We start from the raw sequence: 21,039 nt of genomic DNA on the forward strand, positions 1-21,039 counted from the left end.
TTAAATATTTAAATTAAGGTACGATAAATTCCAATTATCCGTTTTTTCGTAGCGCAATGTACCATTTTTTACGAGTAAAGGCGAATCAAAATTATTAGTAAATAAACTTCCGGTACCCAAACCTTGCGGCATTTTACTGTTAAGCGTATAAGTCCATTGCGCTATAGCGTTTAAGCCTATATTACTTTCAAGGGCACTCGTAATCCACCAATTGATGCCTTTGTCCTCTGCAATTTGTATCCACGACTCACTTCCACTAATACCTCCAACTAAAGTAGGTTTTAAGATGATATATTGCGGATTAATCGTCTGTAGCAATTCTTGTTTTTCATTACTACTAAAAACACCTATAAGTTCTTCGTCTAGAGCTATAGGCAAAGGGGTTTCATGACATAATCTTGCCATATCATCCCATTGCTTCTGTTTGATGGGTTGCTCTATAGAATGCAACTGACAGTCAGATAGTCGTTTTAATTTTTCTAAGGCCTCATCGGGTAAAAATGCACCATTTGCATCGACACGCAATTCGATATCATTAACCGAAAACTCCTGTCGTATAGCGTGTAAGAGTTCTAATTCTGTTTGAAAATCTATAGCTCCGATTTTCATCTTTATACAGGTAAATCCTGCTTCAATTTTTTCTCTAATTTGTTGCTTCATAAACGATTTGCTCCCCATCCAAATCAATCCATTAATGGCAATTGAAGCGTTACTTTGAGTAAATTCTGAAGGAAACAGGTTAAAGCTATCTTGACTTTCAAAAGATTTAAAAGCCATCTCAACACCAAACTGAATGCTTGGAAACTCCATTAAATCAAGCAATAACACTTCTAATCTGAGATGGATATTATCGCAGGTCCATTTCAATTTTGCTTCAAATTCTGGTCGGTCATCAGTACTCAATCCTTTAAACATACCACATTCACCAATACCAAATTTTTCACCATCATTAAGAATAATAAACCAGGTCTCTTTTGTTTTTAAGATGCCACGAGAGGTACCACTGGGTGATTTAAACTGGAGCGTGTAATGTTTAAAAATTGCTTTCATTTCAGCACAAAAATAGGTATTATTTTTTGTAATTTGTCGCATATAAATCTGGTGTAATGCAAGACCCGAACTTCCCAAATATTATTTTATTTGCCATTCCATTTTTTATCATGGCCATGGGTTTAGAATTATATGTAACCATTAAACATGGCATCAAAACCTACGAACCTAAAGATGCCTTTTCTTCTATTGCAATGGGATTAGGTAATGTATTTCTAGGTTTTTTTAGTAAAGCTATAGTGTTATTAGCGTTCTATTTTATATATGAGAATTTTAGATTATTTACAATTCCAATAGCCTGGTGGAGTTTTATATTCATTTTTTTTGCTGATGACTTTGCCTATTACTGGTTTCATCGTATATCGCATGAATGTCGGCTATTTTGGGCATCGCATGTGGTACATCATTCCTCTAAACATTATAATTTGAGTACTGCCTTACGTCAAACCTGGTCTGGAGGCTTTTACTCCTTCGTATTTTGGCTTTGGTTACCCTTATTAGGCTTTCATCCAGGAATGATCTTATTGCAAATGTCAATCAGTTTACTCTATCAGTTTTGGATTCATACTGAAGCTATTCATAAAATGCCTAAATGGTTTGAAGCCATTTTCAATACACCCTCTCACCATCGTGTTCATCATGGTAGTAATCCGATATATTTAGACAGAAATCATGCTGGCATTTTAATTATATGGGATAAATTATTTGGGACATTTCAGCCCGAATTAGAGAATGAAAAAGTGGTTTACGGACTGGTTAAAAACATCGATACTTACAACCCTGTTAAAATTGCATTTATTGAATGGATTCATATGTTTAAAGATGCTTTTTCTGGTCGGAAATCGTTAAAAGACAGAATCCTTTATCTCATTAAGCCTCCAGGATGGAAGCATGATGGTAGCGGACAAATATCTGACGACTTGCGACAAGACTGGTTAAAAAAAGCTCAAAACAATGACATTTGACAAGAAAACAATTTGGATTACTGGTGCTTCAAGTGGTATTGGTAAAAGTTTGGCTATTGCTTTATCAAACTACGATTGCAAGCTCATCATTTCTTCCAGACGAACTGAAGCTTTAGAACAAGTGAAACAGCTTTGTCGTAATCCCGAATCGGTTTATGTTTTAGCACTAGACTTAGCAGATACTGAAAGTTTACCTCAACTAACAGAAAAAGCCATTTCAGCATTTGGAACTATTGATATTTTAGTAAATAATGGTGGTATTAGTCAGCGGTCTCCTATTCTAGAAACGTCTATAGAAGTTGATCGCAAACTTATGGAGGTTGACTATCTAGGTACTGTTGCTCTCTCTAAAGCATTACTCCCACATTTTGTATCTAGGCAATCAGGACATTATGTTGTTGTATCGAGTCTTATGGGAAAATTTAGCTCGCATTACCGCTCAGCATATTGTGGTGCCAAACACGCCTTACATGGTTTTTTTGATGCCTTACGGTTAGAGCATGATAAAGACCAGATTAAAGTAACTATGATTTGTCCAGGCTTTGTAAATACCAACGTGGCCAGAAATGCTTTAATAGGTGATGGTAGTAAGCAAGGCTATCAAGATGATATGACCGAAAACGGATTAGATGTCGATGTATTTGTTCAAAAAATGATTAAAGCCATTCGCAAAGAAAAATTTGAAGCTTACATCGGGAAATTCGAAAAATTTGGAGTGTATGTCAAACGGTTATCACCTCGTCTCATTCATAAACTGGTTATGCGGAGTAAGGTAAGATAGTGTTATAACTCTATACTCTCACCAATATCCAAAAGCATTAAATCTTTATTCTTATCAAAAAATTTACGCTTAGCAGCTTCATGGTCGATTTCAATATATCCAAAAGTATCAAAGTGGTAGCCTAATACTTTATCACATTCTACAAAATCACTGGCAAGAATAGCTTCATCAATACCCATTGTGAAGTTATCTCCTATAGGAAGAATGGCTAAATCTAATTTTGTAAATAAAGGAATGAGTTTCATATCCATAGTTAAGGCAGTATCTCCTGCGATATAGATGTTTTTGTGTTCACCTTCAATGACAAAGCCTCCAGGTTGCCCTCCATAGCTTCCATCAGGAAATGATGATGTATGAATAGCATTGACGTATTTAACGTTTCCAAATTCAAAATCCCATTGCCCTCCATGATTCATAGGATGACTTTCTAAGCCCATCTTATCAAAATGTGTAGCCACTTCAAAATTAGATACAATAACAGCTCCTGTGCGTTTAGCAATAGCTTCTACATCAAGAATATGATCTTGATGTGCATGGGTTACTAATATATAATCTGCTTCTAAAGTTTCGATGTTGATATTTGAAGCTTTTGGATTTCCGGAGATAAAAGGATCAACAAGAATCGTTGTGTCAGCAATTTTAATTCCTAAACTCGCATGGCCGTAAAAAGTGATTTGCATCAGAAGTTGGTTTTATACAAATTAGTTTGAAGGTCTAAAATACGAAAAAACTCAGACAGATTTGAAGAAATTGTCTGAGTTTTAAAGCCCCAAATTTTATTGCCAACATAATAGCAAATAAATGCCGACCTACAAAATTTCAAGAATAAATATAAGTATTAATTATTTGATTTACAAACTTTTATGTTAAAATTATTATAAAATATAACTTACACCTAAAAGTACTGAAAACAAAAATGTGCTCAATGCAAGTACTTTTAATTGCGGATCATAGTCCTTAGGAGTTGTGATTTTTCTCACTTTAATAAGGTGAAGTATCAATGGAATATATGCAATATAGAATACAAAAATAGTCGGCTCAGAATAGTATAAAACTGAAAACACACATGAGATTATAATAGCTAATATGATGAGTGTCATATGATATCTTTTTGCTTTTTTTGCTCCGAGTTTCACTGCCAATGTTATTTTACCCGAAGCAGCATCAGAATCAATATCTCTCATATTATTGAGGTTTAAAACTCCCATACTTAACAGACCTAAAGAAATTGCTGGTAGAACCACATGATGATCTACCTGCTTTGTAAACAAAAAGTAACTTCCTATAACACTTATTAATCCGAAAAAAATAAAAACAAATACGTCGCCTAACCCTCTGTAGCCATAAGGTGAACTTCCTACAGTATAGTTAATTGCAGCATACACCGATAATCCCGACAATAAAAAAAATAACATGGCATACATGAAGTATTTGCTTCCGAAAGACACAAAAATTAAACCTACGGTAAGAATTATAACCACCAGAATATTCATTTTAATACCTTCAAACATTTCATCAGGTGTAATGGCGCCACTCTGAATAGCTCGTTCTGGTCCTATTCTAGCATCATTATCAGTACCTTTTACCCCATCACCATAATCGTTTGCCAAATTTGAAAGCACTTGTAAAGCAATAGTTAATAAAATAGCAAATGTCATGATTGTACTATCATATCGTCCGTTGTAATGAGCAAAACAAGCACCAATAATTATACCCGAAACAGACAGAGGCAACGTACGCAATCTAAAAGCAGAAATCCAAGGCTTTATTTTTTTAAACATATGTGTCCTTTAGATTTACGGAATCCATTTTTTATCGAAGTTAGGCTTACGTTTTTCTAAAAATGCATCACGGCCTTCTTTAGCTTCATCGGTCATATAAGCCAGTCGGGTTGCTTCACCCGCAAATACTTGCTGTCCAACCATGCCGTCATCGGTTAAGTTCATTGCGAACTTCAACATTTTAATCGATGTTGGAGATTTTGCAAGTATTTCTTGTGCCCATTCATAAGCAGTATCTTCTAAATCATCGTGAGAAATCACAGCATTGACCATTCCCATTTCATAAGCCTCTTGTGCCGAATAATTTCTTCCGAGAAAAAAGATTTCACGCGCTTTCTTTTGTCCGACCATTTTAGCAAGATAAGCCGAACCATAACCACCATCAAAACTCGTTACATCGGCATCAGTTTGCTTAAAAATAGCGTGTTCTTTACTCGCTAAAGTTAAATCGCAAACCACGTGAAGACTATGTCCGCCTCCAACAGCCCATCCAGGAACGACTGCAATCACAGCTTTTGGCATGAACCGAATTAAACGCTGAACTTCAAGAATATTTAAACGATGATAACCATCTTCACCAACATATCCTTGATGACCTCTGGCTTTTTGGTCGCCTCCAGAGCAGAAACTCCAAATTCCGTCTTTTGTTGAAGGGCCTTCGGCTGACAATAATACCACTCCAATATTTACATCTTCTCCTGCATCATAAAATGCATCGTAAAGTTCACTTGTTGTTTTTGGTCGGAATGCATTTCTTACATTTGGTCGATTAAATGCAATTCTTGCAACCCCATTACATTTTTTATAGGTAATGTCTTCATATTCTTTAGCAGTTACCCAGTGTGCTTTATCCATTTTTAGTATTTTAGTCAAAAATAAATTATTTTAAAGAAACGAATAGACTTCCCATGAAAAATAATAACTTACTTATCCTTTTAGTTTTTACCAGTTTTTTTAGTTTTTCCCAAACCTATGAATTTGAAACCACTATAGATTTGGAGGCTACCGATGTTATAAGTCAGGGAAGCACAGGAACCTGCTGGAGTTTTTCAACATCCTCTTTTCTTGAAAGCGAAATTACACGACTTACTGGTAAACAAATTGATTTATCTGAAATGTATAACGTAAGACATACTTACTCTAAAAAAGCATGGAATTATGTAATGCGTCAAGGTAAAGCACAATTTAGCCAAGGAGGTTTAGCTCATGATGTTATCAACAGTATTTCTGAATATGGTGTTGTACCAAATGTGGTATATTCGGGACTATCTGATGATGAAACACGACACAACCATTCTAAACTGGCCGATTCTTTAAAAATCATTTTAAACACTTATTTAGATAACACTAAAGCTTATTCTTCAAACTGGAAAACTGATGTGGAGGAAACTTTAGACTACTATTTAGGTAAAGACATTACTACATTTACATATGAAGATAAACAATACTCGCCTCAGTCATTTTTAGAAATGACAACGATTAATCCTAGAGACTATGTTACCATCACTTCGTTTACACATGAGCCATATTATTCGAGTTTTGTGTTAAATATTCCTGATAACTTTTCGAATGGTGATTTTTATAACGTTACTCTAGAGGATTTAGTTTCCATTGCTAATCATGCTTTAAAAAATGGGTTTAGTATCGAATTAGATTGTGATGTAAGTGAAAAAACGTTTTCATCAAAACATGGACTAGCTATAATCCCTGAAGAAGACAATAACAATGCTCTGATAAATGTAAGTAAAGAAAAACATATTACTGCAGATTACAGACAGCAGGAGTTTGAAAATTTCAATACTACAGATGATCACTTAATGCATATTACTGGAATGCTTAAGGATCAAAATGGAACAACATATTATAAAGTAAAAAATTCTTGGGGCACAAAAGGACTCGGTAATGATGGTTATATCTACATGAGCGAAGCGTATTTTAAGCTAAAAACCATTTCAATTATGATTCATAAAGATGCTCTTCCAGACGCAATTAAAGCCAAGTTATTTAATAATTAAATGTTAATTATATCCCATTTAAATCTTAAAAAAGATCCATAGCTTTATTCCATTCGTACAATATTCTCATTATAAATTATTTATGTGACTAATTTAAAATAGTTGTGTCTAAATATAGGCATCAGGATAACATGCTATAAAAATTAGTTTATAAGATATATTAAGGGATATGACAATTATAAATTCAAATGTTGCGTCACAAATTGTGAAACAGGAACAATCTGAAGCGGGAACACTTCATTTCTTTAATCACATTGCTGTTGTTGAGTTTAATGAAGGTGTACATGCCGATTTACACTCTGGGCGAAAAATGATAAACGATTTAATCCAGTACTTCGGAAATATTAAACCATTTGGTCTCGTTGCCAATCGAGTTAATTCGTACTCAATAGCTTTACTAGAAACCGCTGAAGTTCGCTCCATATTTCCAAATTTAGTTGCTTACGGCATTGTAAGTCATAATCATGCAGGACGTATGAATGCTGAAATTGAGAGTCAGTATTGTGCGTCTCAAAATATTAGCTTTGACAATTTATATGAAGGCTTAGATTCTGTCTATAAACAAGTCATAAAAAAAATGAGTATTTCGATCAACTAAGCTTTAAATTTCTTTCATTGATACTTTACATTTGAGAATTTATATGCAATAATTCTCACTAAAATATTCATTGTATTCACTTATAACACTTTAAAAAGTGGGAATGAATAATAATGATTATTATCTCATTATCGTCTTGAAAATTATACTTAGTCACAATATATTTGTGCTCCCTAATTAATTAAATAGATGACATGTTATTAATTGAATCTAAACATTACGATAAATTGATACATCAAGAGACAGTTGCCATAGGTGACCTGTACTTTTTCAAAAATTATCTTGTTGCAGAGTTTAATGAAGGCATTAATATTACCTACGAAAATTTTGATGATGCAAAAACTGCAATTCAGAAATACTATGGTAATACGAGTTTTGGCTTCATCGCTAACAGAAAAAAATCATATTCAATTTTGATTACCGATGCGCCTTTTTTTAATGAAACCTTTAAAAACTTAAAAGCATATGCAACAGTAACCTACTCAAACTTTGCAAGTAAAGTATTTGAAATGGAAAATCATTTCTTTAAATTTAATCGACAAAATTTTAACGAATTAGATGATGCTATCCAATGGGTTGAAAGCCACTTTAAAGATGCGTCTGCTTTAGTTTAAATAAATGCCGTCGTCCTTGATGGTAATGAGTTTTTGCTTGTACAATGTGCCAATGGCTTTTTTAAACGTTTTTTTGCTCATTTGCAGTTCTCGCTTGATATCATCAGGATTAGATTTATCATTAAGTGAAAGAAAGCCATCACGAGAATCTTCAAGGTGTTGCATAATTAAATCAGCATTAGGTTCTATTTTGCGATACCCGATTTTTCCTAAGATAATGTCTAATTTATTATCGTGACGAACTTTTTTAACATAACCTTTTAGACGGTCTCCAACACTAATATCTTTAAAAATATCTTCTGAAAATATTAAACCCAAATGTTGATTATTAACAATCACATTCATCCCTAATTCTGAAGGGTGAGACACAATTAAATCCACTTCATCAAATTGCTGTACAGTAAGTTCTTTATTGTCTAAGAAACGGTTTGTTTTACTCGAAGCCACTAACCTATCAGTGATTTCATCAAGATAACAATAGACCAAATACCAGCCACCAGCTTTCATTTTAAACGCCTGCTCTCTAAACGGACAAAACAATTCTTTTACCAGACCCCAATCTAAAAAAGCACCATGTTCGGTCACTTGATTGCAACGTAAAAGTGCAAAGTCATCGCGAACAATATATGGCTCATCGGTTACAGCTACAGGACGCTCTTCGTTGTCTAAATAAACAAACACCTCAATTTCATCCCAAACCTTAAACGATTCAGGAACGTAGCGATTGGGTAGTAATACTTCGTTTCCCTCTTTGTCGGCTAAGTATAATCCCTGATCGGTTTCCCGAAGGATTTCTAATGTATTAAAGTCTCCAATTCTTATCATGGGTCAAAGATACAGATATTAGTTATGAGAACTAAAAAAAGCGTTACAATTCTAATGAATTATAACGCTTAATATATATAAAAATATCAGATTAATATACTGATTCTTTTTTGAAGTGTTTTGTCAATAAGTAATATACAACAGCTCTGTATTTGTTTCTGTTAGATTTTCCGTAAGTTTCCATAACTTTAGCAATTCCTTTATCTAAATCGGCGCTATCTTTTAATCCTAATTTCTTGATTAAAAAGTTGTTTTTTACTGTCGCTAATTCTGAATCATCAGATCCTGAAACTGTTGCAGCATCAGCATTATAAATTGATGGCCCACAACCAATAGTTACTTTAGTTAATAAATCCATATCAGGATTTACTCCACATTTGTCCTTTAAATCAGAAGCATATTTTGCTATCAAATCATCTCTTTTACTCATCTTAATTATATTTTACGGGTTAATAAATTATTTGGTCTATAAATATAGCCAATTATAAGACACATCAAAAGCCGAAATGTCACATTTATCTATTTGATAACGTTGAAGTAGTCTAATAAAACCTCGTCATTTATAGTTCGAGGTGTAAACACTTCTAATAGTCTCGGGTGTTTTGATTTCTTATAGAAGGTCTTTAGTGAGGTTTCCAGTTGTTCTTCATCATGTGCTGTTGTATATTCAAACTGAAACATCTCACACAATTGCTTTGCTGTCAACTGATGTTTGGTCTCAAAGAAATAATCAAAGTTTTCAGTGTTTTTATGTCCAGGTAAAATGCGGAAAATACCTCCTCCCTGATTATTTATCAGGATGATTCTGAAATTCTTCGGGATATAATTATTCCACAAAGCATTACTATCATAGAAAAAACTCAAATCACCAGTAATTAATGTTGTTTGCTTGGTCTTTGCAACGGCACATCCTATAGCTGTTGAAGTACTCCCATCTATTCCACTTGTTCCTCGGTTACAAAACACATCTAGTGTTGGATTGAGATTAAATAATTGTGCATATCGAACAGCAGAACTATTTCCGAGTTGTAGTATCGTTGCATTAGGTAATGACTTAAGCAAAATACTAAAGGCTTTAAAGTCGCTAAATGCAATTTGCTTTACATAAGCCAAATGCTTTTTATGACGTTGTTGCTTAACTAAATCCCAAATGTTAAAATAATTACTTTTAGTGACGTGTGAAATTTTAGGCAAGAACTGAGAGAAAAAATCATTAGGCGTTGCTTCGATATGTTTGTCTAAACAAAAAAAAGTGTCATTTGCTTTTTTAGCATCAATATGCCAATGGTGTTTTGGTTTATATGTCCTTAAAAAGGCTTTAATTTTTTTAGAGACGACCAAACCTCCTAATGTTACAAGTATATCAGGCTGTAATGCTTCAAAAGATTCACTGTCTAAAGGCGCTATAATTTTATCAATACTTGGAAAAAAATTGGGATGATGCAAATTAGATGTCGTTTCGGTGAATACTAAAACACTATCATCGTTAGCTAGCTCATCTAACCATTGCTGTTCTATTTGGTTTGGAGGTAACACTCCTACTAAAATCATTTTCTTAGTGGCTACATACCATTCGTCAATACAATCTTTTAATTCGTCCTGATCAATTTTCTGTTGCTTTAAATCGATCGTCTGCACTTTAGGGTTTACAGATAATGTATCAACAGTTTCATAAAGTGGTTCATCAAACGGAATGTTAACATGAACAGGTCCCTTTTTAAAACGTGAGAGTTCTAGGGCTTTATTAAGCTCGTCTTCATTATAGGATTGAATACCTTGTTGCAAACCTAAAAACCGTTCTAATCTGTTTTCAATACTTTTAAATATTGGAAGTTCTTCTCTTTCTGGAATACGGTTTTCATCTTTTAAATCTAGTTTCAAATTAGCCGAATATATGATGTGGTTTTCAAAAACATCTTTCTGATTTATAGTCTGTCCATCACCAATACCAATTAAATGTTTAGGTCGGTCGGCTGATAGTACGACTAGTGGAATATCGCTATAAAAAGCTTCTGAAACAGCGGGATAATAGTTAAGCAATGCACTTCCTGATGTACATAACACTGCTACTGGCTCATGAATTTGCTGCGCGATTCCTAAGGCAAAAAAAGCAGCACAACGCTCATCAACAATGCTATAGCAATTAAAGAAATCATCATTAGTAAAACCTAATGTTAATGGCGCATTTCTACTTCCTGGAGAAATAACAATATGCTTTATATTTTTGAGTTTACACAACTGAACAACAGTTTGCGCAAGCGGAATTTTAGGGTGTATCATCTAATGGCAAAGTTATTCAAAATGTGAATTAAAAAAAAGCTTCCTTTTTATAAATAGCATATTATGAAAGTCCATGTAAATACCAATACAAATTGACAAAGCTTTTGTTATGAGATAACACTTTTCATCGTATACGATTTATTAACCGTCTCTTCCCACTCGTTTTGAGGTTTCGAATCTTTAGTAATCCCTCCACCTACATAAACTAATGCCTTTTGGTTTTTAATTTGCATACAACGCAAGTTCACAAATAAATGACTGCTTTTTTTTACTGTTCCGTAAGCATTATTTTCAACATTTCGTCTGTTACTATTTCTGGTTTTTAAACTGGTAAGATTTAATTCACCCAGAAAACCTGTGTAAAACTCACGATCATAATTTTCATTTGATAAAATGAATTGCTTTGCTTCATGTTCAGGTAAACCACAAACAGCTGGTGTTGGATGTAAGCTAAAAATCACCTCCTTTAAATGCTCGCTTTTTAAAATTCCTGAAATTTTAGATTGTAAATGTAGTAATTGCCCAGCCTTAATCGTTTGAGCAGGTACGGCACTTATTTGCGATACATGTGGCATTAATTTGTGTTCTATATATTGTGTGACCAGGTGTTGTTCTTCTATGTTTTTTGAATCCCATTCAACTTCCATAGAGTTTTGATATAACTGTGTTCCAGCTAGCGCCATTGTTTTAAAGCGTAAACCTTCTATGTGTAATAAAGTTTCAGGAGAAGCTCCAAGCCACAATCCAACCTTTGGATGATACCAAATGTAAACAAATGCTGTAGGGTAAGCCTCTAATAAAGATTTAAATAATCGAATGGGATTATCTTCGGAAATGGGCACAGTTTCAATTCTGGAAACTACTATTTTTTTTAAATCGCTATTTGAGATAGTATCGATTCCTTTTTGAATAAGTTCAATATGCTGATAACGTAAATCATCATTATCTTGTGAAATCTGCGTAACTGGATTGGGTGATAAATTAGTGCTTTTTTCAGTCTTTTCATCTAATTCAGATTGTATTGTTTCGCATAATTTTTCAGGAAAAATAATAGTTTCAAGTTCTGAATCAAATGGAGAAAAAACAAATCCGCTTTCCGTAAAATCTACAACAATGTGAACATCATCATTCTTTTGCAGCATTGCATGTATCGTTGATGCATTAGGCTTCCTGTAAGCTACAAAAGGTAAACCTGATATGAATTGATTTTCAATACGCCCTAAGACATCCTTTTGATGCATATCTTACTTTTTTTTAGGAAGCGAAATTGTAGAAAGACGACAAATTGATATCAAATTATCATGATCATCGGTTATTCTTATATCTAGCAATTGAGTCGTTCGTCCCTTGTGCAAAAATGTAGCTTTTGCGTATACATAGCCTTCAGACACACTTTTTAAATGGTTAGCTGTTATTTCTAAACCACGAACAAATACGTCATCCAAATCCATAAATATAAACGAAGCAAAACTACCTACGCTTTCTGCTAAAGCAGCTGTGGCTCCACCATGCAAAACACCATCAGGTTGGTACACTCTTGAATTCACTGGCATTCTGGCAACTAAAAAACCTTCGCCATAATCAACCATCTCAATGTTTAAGGTTTCCATTAAGGTGTTTTTACTCACTTGATTAGCCTTAGCTAATACGGCTTCTTTAGATAATTGCATAGAAATACTGTATTTTTAAAGTCGAAACAAAAGTACAAAATGAATTCTACAGAACAGGAAATTTCTTATACCATTACAAACAGTTATTCTACCTTAAACACATTTACAGCAGACACAAAACATGTGTGGTTTGTATGTCACGGCATGGGATATCTGAGCCGTTATTTTCTAAAATATTTTAAGGAGTTATCAGCTAAAGACAATTATATTATTGCTCCTCAAGCCCAAAGCAAATACTATATCACGCCAAAATTTACACATGTTGGCGCTGGTTGGCTTACACGCGAAAACACTCAAATAGACACCCAAAATGTGATGACTTATTTTGACGCTATATTTGAACGCGAGAAAATTTCCGAAGCAAAACAATTAATTGTTCTAGGTTATTCTCAAGGCGTAAGTGTTGCTATGCGATATGTTGCAAAACGACGTATTGAATGCTCACAATTGGTGTTACATTCTGGTGGAATACCAGAAGAATTAACTCCTCAGGATTTTAATTTTTTCAAAGGTAAAGCCAAACTTATTTATGGAACCAATGATGAGTATCTTAATGATAAACGTATGCTTTTAGAACACACTAAAGCAAAAGCTTTATTTGACAATCGCCTAGATGTTATTCCATTTGAAGGTGTGCACGAAGTTAATGTCAAATTGATTCATTCTCTGGTATAAAAAAAGTAGCTGCTTTAACACAACTACTTTTTATTATTTATGTAACTTTTGATGTTACAATGACATCATTTTTTATTGGAGGACACAATTTTTTTAATGACACTACCTTGACTCGTTGTCATTCGAACAAATAAAATTTGATCTTTTACATCAGACAAATCAATAGTTGTTTTACCTTCACTTCCTTTTACATAGTCATTATTTGTAATACGCATTATTGATGTCCCTCTGATATCCATAATTTCAATAGCTACATTGGTTTTAAAATTAAACTCATAAGCCAGATTCACTACATCTTTATAAGGTACAGGATAAGCTTTAAAATCGATACCTAAAGCCTCTCTTTTATCTGAAAAACTTAGAGATTCTTGATTGTCATCATCTTTGTCCTCTTCGTAAACTTCGCATATTTCAACCTCAGCATAGGCTATCATATAGAAACTATCTAAGCAATTAACAAAGTTGTTTAAATCTGAAATTGGAATCGTTAAAGTTACTGTATCTCCATCTTCAGAATACCCTGAATACGGATACTCATCAACATCTATTGTTGAGGCACACAATCTTCGATTTGAACTACCATCATCATCATTAAGTGATTGACAAGGATATGGATTACAACCAATATATACGTTTACATTACCTAATGTATAATCAAACGCTGAATCTTCGTCATTAATTGAGTAGGTCACTAAAGCATTATTTCCTTCACGTTCTAAGGTTACCGAGCCTACTAAAATTGCTGAAGTACCTTGACCTGATGGATTACACGCTCCATCATCACCAGCAGCATATAAATCAAACGTATAAACATTATAGTATCCCAGTTCATTTGTAGATTGTAAATCTAAGTTGCCGTTAGTCCAACCCCAATCTAATTCGGTTAACATTTCAGACTCTAAAAAGCATGACTCATAACCAATTCCTGCACTAGGCGCATATGCATATGCTTTTTCATCCTCACAACATTCAACAATATCTATTTTAACCTTTTTACTCTGTTCGCATTTCGTCTTACTTCCAATAGTATATGATAAGACATGTTTTCCTACACCTAATTCATTGGTATCTAAGCTATAAGTGCCATCCAAATTATCTATGACTCCAATTCCGGAATAAACACCACCTTCAGGCTCGCCACCAGTTAAATGTATTATTCCATCTTCAACACAAATAAAGTCTGGAGCATTAAAATCAATTGTTTCATCTAATAAATCTTCTAAAATTAAGGTTGCCGCATAAGAACACCCATTGTCATCTAATGCTTTTATTGTTATAGGAGATTCATCTATCGAATACGTATTTCCATCTAAATCCCAAGTATACGTTTGAGTTTCACAAAGCATAACAGTTTCTATAACGTTTTCCGTTTGAGGATACTCATAAATTATCAAGGTCGCATTGTAAGGACAACCATTGTCATCCAATAGGTCCAATATTATAGGAGAATCATCAGCGGAATACTTGTTACCTGTAAGGTCCCAAACATATGGTGAACCTTGGCAGACAAAAACTTCTTCTTTGACATTTATAGTTTTATCGTACTCGTAAACTTTAACTATTGCAGATGACCCGATACAACCAGCATTTGACTCAAAAGTGTAAGTGTATTGACCATTTATTGGTCCAGTCCAAATACCTCCTTCGTCAGGTGATCCTTGTAAGGCACCAAATAATTCTTCTTCGGTTGGAGTTTCTCCCGCACATACGGTAAGCGTACCGTTTTCACCTGCATCTAAACCAGCATTTTCATTGATTATTAATGTAGCTGTATAAGTACAACCGTTATCATCTATCAACTCAACAATAACAGGAGAATCGGTAGCTGTATAGGATTCATTGGTAATAGGCCATGTGTAAAAATCTTCTTTACAAATTGTGACAATGTCTTCAATGTCTGGTGTCACCTCATAAGACGTCACTGTTAATACAGTTTTATACGGACAACCATTACCATCAATTCTTGGAATGTCATAGCTTCCAACTGCGTATTCTGTTCCTTCATAATTATAAGTAGCGCCTTCGCAAACTTCACCTGAAGCTGTATCATCTGGTGTCACTGGATATGCCGTTACTGTTAATACGGTTTTATACGGACAGCCATTAGCATCGATTCTTGGAATGTCATGTGATCCAACTGCGTATTCTGTTCCTTCGTAATTATAGGTATTGCCCTCACAAACTTCACCTGAAGCTGTATCGTCTGGTGTCACATCATAATACAGTACTGTTACTGTTGCTGACACTTCTGGACATGAACCTGAAGCTGCAAATGTATAAGTATATACATCCGATTCTGGTCCGCTCCAAACACCTCCTTCATCTGGATTGCCCTCTAAAGCTTCAAACAATGCTTCGTTGGTTGGAATTACACCTTCACAAACTGTTAGGCTTCCATTAAGTCCTGCATCTGGTGCATCATCTTCTGTTATCGTTAGTGTCGCATTGTATGGACAGCCATTAGCATCTGTTAAGCTCACTTCTACTGGAGAATCTAACACTGTATAAGTTAAACCTGTCACTGACCACTCATACGAATCACCTTCACAAATCGTAACATCGTTGACGACATCTTCTGTTACAGGATAAGCTGTTACGGTTAATACTGTGGTGTATGGACAACCATTAGCATCTGTTTTTGAAATATCATGGCTTCCTATTGCGTATTCTGTTCCTTCGTAATTATAGGTATCGCCTTCGCAAACCTCACCTGAAGCTGTATCATCTGGTGTTACTGGATAAGCGGTAACTGTTAATACGGTTTTGTACGGACAACCATTAGCATCAATTCTTGGAATGTCATGACTTCCAACTGCGTATTCAGTCCCTTCGTAATTATAGGTATCACCTTCGCAAACTTCACCTAAAGCTGTATCGTCTGGTGTTACTGGATATGCTGTTACTGTTAATACGGTTTTATACGGACAACCATTAGCATCAATTCTTGGGATATCATGACTTCCTACTGCGTATTCTATGCCTTCATAATTATAAGTATTACCTTCACAAACTTCACCTGAATCTGTGTCATCTGGAGTTACAGGATATGCTGTAACTGTTAATACGGTTTTATACGGACAACCATTAGCATCAATTCTTGGAATGTCATGACTTCCAACTGCGTATTCTGTTCCTTCGTAATTATAGGTATCACCTTCGCAAACTTCACCTGAATCTGCATCATCTGGAGTTACTGGATAAGCTGTAACTGTTAATAGGGTTTTGTACGGACAACCATTACCATCGATTCTTGGAATATCATAGCTTCCTACTTCGTATTCTGTGCCTTCATATGTAAATTTGTCTCCTTCACATACCTCTCCTGAAGCTGTATCATCTGGTGTTACAGGATATGCCGTAACTGTTAACACGGTTTTATACGGACAACCATTAGCATCAATTCTTGGAATGTCATGTGATCCTACAGCGTATTCTGTTCCTTCGTAATTATAGGTATTACCCTCGCAAACTTCGCCTGAAGCTGTATCATCTGGTGTCACTGGATAAGCGGTAACTGTTAATACGGTTTTGTACGGACAACCATTAGCATCAATTCTTGGGATATCATGACTTCCTACTGCGTATTCTGTTCCTTCGTAATTATAAGTATTGCCTTCACAAACTTCACCTGAAGCTGTATCGTCTGGTGTCACTGGATATGCTGTAACTGTTAATACGGTTTTGTACGGACAGCCATTAGCATCAATTCTTGGGATATCATGACTTCCAACTGCGTATTCAGTGCCTTCATAATTATAAGTATTGCCTTCACAAACCTCACCCAAAGCAGCATCATCTGGTGTTACTGGATATGCTGTAACTGTTAATACGGTTTTGTACGGACAACCATTAGCATCAATTCTTGGGATATCATGACTTCCAACTGCGTATTCAGTACCTTCATAATTATAAGTATTGCCTTCACAAACCTCTCCTGATGCTGTATCATCTGATGTAATAGGGTATTCGTCTATAATTAAAGTAGCAGTATAGGAACAACCATTCTCATCTGTAAGATTTAAAGTAACAGGTGTTTGTGACGCAGTATAAACAGTGTTATTTTGCGGCCATAAATATGAAGCACCAAAACAAACTGTTACATTATCTTCAATATTATCTGTTGCAGGCGGAGGACTTAACCCTGAAACATTTCCTGTACATTGGGAAGGATTTAGAGGCACAACACATCCATTGGTCGAAGGATCTACGGGGTTTATATCAATGTTGAAATCCGTTCCTTGACTATATGTCAAAATGAAAGAACCTGAAATAGCACCACCACCTAAGTTTCCAAGACATATGTCATCAGATATTGTTAAAGCATTAGGATCACTAGCAGTAAATTGACCGTTAGCGCCATTAATCGGTAGAGTTACAGTATATTCTCCATCAATTGCACAAGATACCACAGGTTCATCAATGCTTAGTGAGCAAATTATTACATCACTATCTCCACATCCGAACCTTGCTTTAAAATTGTTTACTGCTAAATCTCCATCAGCATCTTGATCCCAAATTGCCAAATACATATTTGCAGGCTCTAAAAAATCTTCTCCTTCAATAGGAATTGTATTCCAAGTACTTGAACTTTCAACACCACAAGCAATCCGTTTTAAATCACCACAATCACCACTTAGTTGTTGCCCATTGGAAGCTAAAGTTGTACCTGCCTGGTGAACATTTGACGAATACAATACCCAAGCTATATTATCCCCAGAGTTATCGTTAATTTGAATTTCAAAACTTCCAGCAAATGCTCTAACATCAAAATTTAACCATATCATAGGTTCTCCATTGGTTGGATTATCAGGATATACTACAGTTTGAGTACTAGGATCAACACAAGGAATTCCAGAAATATCGATCTCAAATTGCGATGAATTATATATTGAATTATTATAAGGCATTACTTGAGATTGTGTCTCAGCAGAACTACCACACCTGATTATACCATTAGGAAAACTAGCATTTGGTGCATCGTCTATTGAACCGTCAGGTAGCCAAGTTGATCCTTGTGTCCAACGCTGAGCACCTTCACAAGGTGTATCTGTTTGAGCAAATAATGAATTAGTTCCAAGAAAAAGAACAATAATTAACAGTCTTTTTTTTAAAAACAAATACTTAATTAAGTTAATAGCAAAGAATTTCATAGTGTATTGGTTTAAAATTATACCATTACATTATGGATAAGTTGTAACGTAGATTGGCTGACATAGTTGCTATTAATCAACCTTTATCAAATGCTATTATTAATTTGTTGTTTGAATTATAAATAAACAACTTAGGGGAGTTTTAATAAATATAGATGTAATTATTTTTCGAAGCACAATTAATTCGTTGAAATACAAAGATTTAAGGAGGAATTGCATTTACTAAAAAAACTTGTACTAATTTTTATAAAAATTTATTTCCCATTAAAATTTTGAATACTTTAGACTAGTATTCAATATTTAAATTTAAGATGATTGTATTAGAAAATAACTACGTACGTCTAGAGCCTTTATCTCTTGAAAATTATACGTATCTATTAGAAATTGCTCAAGAAAAAGACCTCATAGCCTATTCACCTAGTGACATTTCTTCCCCTGATAAGTTATTAGATTATGTAAAACTTGCTTTAGGTGGTGTCGACCATAAAACGACTCTACCTTTTATCATTTATGACAAACGAAAAGCACAATACGCAGGTAGTACTCGTTTTGGATTAATCCATTGGAAAAACAAAGTCCTTCATATAGGCTGGACATGGATTGGACATGCATTTCAAGGTACTGGACTTAACACACATATGAAATTTTTAAAGCTCCAATATGCTTTTGAAATTTTAGAATTTGAAAAAGTAGAATTCAGAATTGATGAACGTAATCAAAAATCTAGAAAAGCTGTAGAAAAACTTGGTGCAACCTTAGAAGGTATATTACGAAAAGATACACTTATGAATGACGGCTTTAGACGTAGTACCTGTTGCTATGGCATTCTAAAAAATGAATGGCCTGACATAAAAACTACCATTTTCAAGGGGTTTTAACTTGTCTTTTGTAGAGTTTTATTTTTTTCTTTTAAAATAGCAAGTTGTTTTTCTAAGAATGTAATAGCTTTTTCTGTTTCATAACTTGTCTTAGATGCCAGATCTTTTAGTTCTTCTCTAAGCTTTTCTTTTCCAGACTTAGCGGCTTTAGACAGATCATCTTTAACTTCATTAAAATCACTTGATAGTTGATTTTTAATGTCTTTTCCTTCTTTCTTTAGATGATCTCTCGTTACACTCCCCTTTTCTGGTGCTAATAATACACCTGCTGCTGCTCCAATTAATACGCCTAATACTAGTGCTCCTTTATGAATCATAACTTATTTTATTTTTAATTAAACTTGTTTTACTTATAAGTAGCAAAAGATAAAGTTTTGTTACAAACAAACTACAAATCAAATACTTACACTGCTAATTATTTACATAACTACATTCATTAGTATTTATGGTTCACAATCAAAACACTGTTTTAAATGTGCTGGTAAATTCAAATCTTCAGAACCTTTTAAATGATCATCTAGCTGACCTTGTCTATCTATTTCTTGTTTAAAACCCTTAGCGTATTCCAAAAGTTTATCTCGTCTGCTTTTTATTTTAGCTGTAATCTCTTTACCACTTAAATCTACAATATTTGTTGGCCATACAGAAAGCGCTTCATCTATAACGTCGTCAGTTAATACCATTTGAAGATGTAATGCTTCGGTTACAAATAATTCTTCAGGACTATTTAAAAGAAAGTAACGATCAAACGGGTATACTAAACCTTCTAAAAAATCAATATCATCTTCAAAGGGTCTTAGCTCAGGTACTACATTCTTGTTAGAAAGTATCGATGGGATAATACCATCGGTATCAAAAAAGGCATTATCTCTATCTCCAGCAATTGGTAATGCTAAATATTTGTCTGCTCTTTGTTGCACTGCCCAGCCCCATTGTTTAGAATGTCGATCCCAGTCACCTATCAGAAAATCAAATAATCGTGCACGTATTAAAAGCTGTTTATCGATGTTTAAATTAGTTCCATGTTCGAGTTTTAATTGTTGTAGGTCTTCTGAATCAACAATTTTGATAATGTTAGTGTAATCTGTCCAATTTACATCACTTTCTGTTTCATATTCTAATAAAAATATACGGTTGCCAAATTTGGCGTTGAAGCTTTTTAATTGCTCTTGCTTCGGAAGAAATACGACTTTAGGATTGGTGTGCAACACATCAATAGCTTCAGAAAGTTTAGCCGCCAACAGTGCTCCGTAAGGATGCTGTGCCGAAATTCCGTCGACAATAATATTCTCTATTCCTAGAGTTTTAGCAAATTCTGGAATGAGTGGTTGTGGATCCTTATTAATACTTCGTAAAGTATAAAGGACTCCATTATCAGCTTTTAATTTTAGAGAATGTGTTTGTTTTCCACCACCTTCTTCAATAATAGTTACACCTCCAAACAAAGTATCTAAAAATACCACAGGAACTTTTACAGGAGCTGCCCAAACCTTTCTATAGTGCTCTCCCTGCATTAAACGCTTAATCTCATCAGCGTCATATAGCGTACTAGCAGCCACCATGACAGAATCATAATCCTTGAAATTAATAGATTCTACAGAGTCAATATTAATGAGTTCGTTTCGTTTAAATTGCTTATCTGTACTAGATAAGGACCAATACAACAGCAACACAAATACAACGATAATAACGAGAAGCCCTATGAATAGTTTTTTCAAATCAAAAGATAAAAGTTAAGGATTAAATTTAATCTTATT

19 protein-coding genes are annotated in these 21,039 nt (G+C 34.3%); 7 read left to right on the forward strand and 12 right to left on the reverse strand.

The window, feature by feature from the left end; translation table 11 throughout:
- Positions 1-1,050 carry an o-succinylbenzoate synthase gene (menC, locus tag H7350_RS07700; RefSeq protein ID WP_204345494.1) on the reverse strand — a complete coding sequence of 350 codons (1,050 nt, stop codon included), beginning with the start codon at positions 1,048-1,050 and terminating at the stop codon, positions 1-3.
- Positions 1,051-1,106: 56 nt separating this feature from the next.
- Between menC and H7350_RS07705 the strand changes: the two genes are divergently transcribed.
- Complete coding sequence (locus H7350_RS07705) at positions 1,107-2,015, forward strand: sterol desaturase family protein (protein ID WP_204345320.1); 909 nt, start codon at positions 1,107-1,109, stop codon at positions 2,013-2,015.
- Positions 2,005-2,796: an SDR family oxidoreductase gene (locus tag H7350_RS07710; RefSeq protein WP_204345321.1), complete on the forward strand. Its 792-nt coding sequence runs from the start codon at positions 2,005-2,007 to the stop codon at positions 2,794-2,796. Before H7350_RS07705 ends, H7350_RS07710 begins: the two co-directional genes overlap by 11 nt.
- A gap of 2 nt (positions 2,797-2,798) precedes the next feature.
- On the opposite strand, the gene H7350_RS07715 is transcribed toward H7350_RS07710, so the two are convergent.
- The 3 genes from H7350_RS07715 to H7350_RS07725 all read right to left on the reverse strand — a co-directional run bounded on the left by H7350_RS07715 (position 2,799) and on the right by H7350_RS07725 (position 5,432).
- A complete protein-coding gene (locus H7350_RS07715) occupies positions 2,799-3,476 on the reverse strand; it encodes a metal-dependent hydrolase (RefSeq protein WP_204345322.1) in 678 nt (225 codons plus the stop codon).
- A 195-nt stretch (positions 3,477-3,671) separates the two neighbouring features.
- Complete coding sequence (menA, locus tag H7350_RS07720; RefSeq protein WP_204345323.1) at positions 3,672-4,577, reverse strand: 1,4-dihydroxy-2-naphthoate octaprenyltransferase; 906 nt, start codon at positions 4,575-4,577, stop codon at positions 3,672-3,674.
- 15 nt (positions 4,578-4,592) lie between these two features.
- On the reverse strand, positions 4,593-5,432 hold the full coding sequence (locus H7350_RS07725) for a 1,4-dihydroxy-2-naphthoyl-CoA synthase (protein WP_204345324.1): 840 nt from the start codon (positions 5,430-5,432) through the stop codon (positions 4,593-4,595).
- Positions 5,433-5,485: 53 nt separating this feature from the next.
- On the opposite strand from H7350_RS07725, the gene H7350_RS07730 reads away from it, so the two are divergent.
- The 3 genes from H7350_RS07730 to H7350_RS07740 all read left to right on the forward strand — a co-directional run bounded on the left by H7350_RS07730 (position 5,486) and on the right by H7350_RS07740 (position 7,804).
- The gene (locus H7350_RS07730) at positions 5,486-6,592 is read left to right on the forward strand and encodes a C1 family peptidase (protein ID WP_204345325.1); all 1,107 of its coding nucleotides are present in this window, start codon (positions 5,486-5,488) and stop codon (positions 6,590-6,592) included.
- Between the two features lie 169 nt (positions 6,593-6,761).
- The gene (locus H7350_RS07735) at positions 6,762-7,190 is read left to right on the forward strand and encodes a hypothetical protein (RefSeq protein WP_204345326.1); all 429 of its coding nucleotides are present in this window, start codon (positions 6,762-6,764) and stop codon (positions 7,188-7,190) included.
- Between the two features lie 194 nt (positions 7,191-7,384).
- Positions 7,385-7,804 carry a hypothetical protein gene (locus tag H7350_RS07740; RefSeq protein ID WP_204345327.1) on the forward strand — a complete coding sequence of 140 codons (420 nt, stop codon included), beginning with the start codon at positions 7,385-7,387 and terminating at the stop codon, positions 7,802-7,804.
- On the opposite strand, the gene H7350_RS07745 is transcribed toward H7350_RS07740, so the two are convergent.
- The 5 genes from H7350_RS07745 to H7350_RS07765 form a co-directional block, all read right to left on the reverse strand.
- Positions 7,796-8,629, reverse strand: a complete 834-nt coding sequence (locus tag H7350_RS07745; RefSeq protein ID WP_204345328.1) for a CvfB family protein — start codon at positions 8,627-8,629, stop codon at positions 7,796-7,798. The two genes, H7350_RS07740 and H7350_RS07745, sit on opposite strands and share 9 nt — an antisense overlap.
- Positions 8,630-8,720: 91 nt before the next feature.
- Complete coding sequence (locus tag H7350_RS07750) at positions 8,721-9,059, reverse strand: DUF2853 family protein (RefSeq protein ID WP_204345329.1); 339 nt, start codon at positions 9,057-9,059, stop codon at positions 8,721-8,723.
- Positions 9,060-9,148: 89 nt separating this feature from the next.
- Positions 9,149-10,909, reverse strand: coding sequence for a 2-succinyl-5-enolpyruvyl-6-hydroxy-3-cyclohexene-1-carboxylic-acid synthase (menD, locus tag H7350_RS07755; RefSeq protein WP_204345330.1), 1,761 nt, complete (start codon positions 10,907-10,909; stop codon positions 9,149-9,151).
- Positions 10,910-11,016: 107 nt separating this feature from the next.
- Positions 11,017-12,150, reverse strand: coding sequence for a chorismate-binding protein (locus H7350_RS07760; protein ID WP_204345331.1), 1,134 nt, complete (start codon positions 12,148-12,150; stop codon positions 11,017-11,019).
- A gap of 3 nt (positions 12,151-12,153) precedes the next feature.
- The gene (locus tag H7350_RS07765) at positions 12,154-12,579 is read right to left on the reverse strand and encodes a PaaI family thioesterase (RefSeq protein WP_204345332.1); all 426 of its coding nucleotides are present in this window, start codon (positions 12,577-12,579) and stop codon (positions 12,154-12,156) included.
- 39 nt (positions 12,580-12,618) lie between these two features.
- On the opposite strand from H7350_RS07765, the gene H7350_RS07770 reads away from it, so the two are divergent.
- The gene (locus H7350_RS07770) at positions 12,619-13,254 is read left to right on the forward strand and encodes an alpha/beta hydrolase (RefSeq protein WP_204345333.1); all 636 of its coding nucleotides are present in this window, start codon (positions 12,619-12,621) and stop codon (positions 13,252-13,254) included.
- Between the two features lie 65 nt (positions 13,255-13,319).
- Here H7350_RS07770 and H7350_RS07775 read toward each other — a convergent pair whose 3' ends face one another.
- Positions 13,320-18,404: a T9SS type A sorting domain-containing protein gene (locus H7350_RS07775; protein WP_204345334.1), complete on the reverse strand. Its 5,085-nt coding sequence runs from the start codon at positions 18,402-18,404 to the stop codon at positions 13,320-13,322.
- Positions 18,405-18,715: 311 nt separating this feature from the next.
- Here H7350_RS07775 and H7350_RS07780 point away from each other — a divergent pair, with 311 nt between their 5' ends.
- Positions 18,716-19,282, forward strand: coding sequence for a GNAT family N-acetyltransferase (locus tag H7350_RS07780; RefSeq protein ID WP_204345335.1), 567 nt, complete (start codon positions 18,716-18,718; stop codon positions 19,280-19,282).
- Here the strand turns inward: H7350_RS07780 and H7350_RS07785 are convergent.
- Both H7350_RS07785 and H7350_RS07790 read right to left on the reverse strand, forming a co-directional pair.
- Entirely contained in the window at positions 19,279-19,599 is a 321-nt protein-coding gene (locus tag H7350_RS07785; protein ID WP_204345336.1) for a YtxH domain-containing protein, read from the reverse strand. The two genes, H7350_RS07780 and H7350_RS07785, sit on opposite strands and share 4 nt — an antisense overlap.
- A 126-nt stretch (positions 19,600-19,725) precedes the next feature.
- Positions 19,726-21,000, reverse strand: a complete 1,275-nt coding sequence (locus tag H7350_RS07790) for a hypothetical protein (protein ID WP_235989292.1) — start codon at positions 20,998-21,000, stop codon at positions 19,726-19,728.
- Between the last annotated feature and the right edge of the window lie 39 nt (positions 21,001-21,039).

The organism is Psychroserpens algicola (assembly GCF_014526325.1).
Taxonomy (GTDB): domain Bacteria; phylum Bacteroidota; class Bacteroidia; order Flavobacteriales; family Flavobacteriaceae; genus Psychroserpens; species Psychroserpens algicola.

What these genes read in the sequence shown, in the direction of transcription:
- menC (WP_204345494.1), bottom strand. Translation starts at nt 1,050, where the DNA reads ATGAAAGCAATTTTTAAACATTACACGCTCCAGTTTAAATCACCCAGT.
- H7350_RS07705 (WP_204345320.1), top strand. Translation starts at nt 1,107, where the DNA reads ATGCAAGACCCGAACTTCCCAAATATTATTTTATTTGCCATTCCATTT.
- H7350_RS07710 (WP_204345321.1), top strand. Translation starts at nt 2,005, where the DNA reads ATGACATTTGACAAGAAAACAATTTGGATTACTGGTGCTTCAAGTGGT.
- H7350_RS07715 (WP_204345322.1), bottom strand. Translation starts at nt 3,476, where the DNA reads ATGCAAATCACTTTTTACGGCCATGCGAGTTTAGGAATTAAAATTGCT.
- menA (WP_204345323.1), bottom strand. Translation starts at nt 4,577, where the DNA reads ATGTTTAAAAAAATAAAGCCTTGGATTTCTGCTTTTAGATTGCGTACG.
- H7350_RS07725 (WP_204345324.1), bottom strand. Translation starts at nt 5,432, where the DNA reads ATGGATAAAGCACACTGGGTAACTGCTAAAGAATATGAAGACATTACC.
- H7350_RS07730 (WP_204345325.1), top strand. Translation starts at nt 5,486, where the DNA reads ATGAAAAATAATAACTTACTTATCCTTTTAGTTTTTACCAGTTTTTTT.
- H7350_RS07735 (WP_204345326.1), top strand. Translation starts at nt 6,762, where the DNA reads ATGACAATTATAAATTCAAATGTTGCGTCACAAATTGTGAAACAGGAA.
- H7350_RS07740 (WP_204345327.1), top strand. Translation starts at nt 7,385, where the DNA reads ATGTTATTAATTGAATCTAAACATTACGATAAATTGATACATCAAGAG.
- H7350_RS07745 (WP_204345328.1), bottom strand. Translation starts at nt 8,629, where the DNA reads ATGATAAGAATTGGAGACTTTAATACATTAGAAATCCTTCGGGAAACC.
- H7350_RS07750 (WP_204345329.1), bottom strand. Translation starts at nt 9,059, where the DNA reads ATGAGTAAAAGAGATGATTTGATAGCAAAATATGCTTCTGATTTAAAG.
- menD (WP_204345330.1), bottom strand. Translation starts at nt 10,909, where the DNA reads ATGATACACCCTAAAATTCCGCTTGCGCAAACTGTTGTTCAGTTGTGT.
- H7350_RS07760 (WP_204345331.1), bottom strand. Translation starts at nt 12,150, where the DNA reads ATGCATCAAAAGGATGTCTTAGGGCGTATTGAAAATCAATTCATATCA.
- H7350_RS07765 (WP_204345332.1), bottom strand. Translation starts at nt 12,579, where the DNA reads ATGCAATTATCTAAAGAAGCCGTATTAGCTAAGGCTAATCAAGTGAGT.
- H7350_RS07770 (WP_204345333.1), top strand. Translation starts at nt 12,619, where the DNA reads ATGAATTCTACAGAACAGGAAATTTCTTATACCATTACAAACAGTTAT.
- H7350_RS07775 (WP_204345334.1), bottom strand. Translation starts at nt 18,404, where the DNA reads ATGAAATTCTTTGCTATTAACTTAATTAAGTATTTGTTTTTAAAAAAA.
- H7350_RS07780 (WP_204345335.1), top strand. Translation starts at nt 18,716, where the DNA reads ATGATTGTATTAGAAAATAACTACGTACGTCTAGAGCCTTTATCTCTT.
- H7350_RS07785 (WP_204345336.1), bottom strand. Translation starts at nt 19,599, where the DNA reads ATGATTCATAAAGGAGCACTAGTATTAGGCGTATTAATTGGAGCAGCA.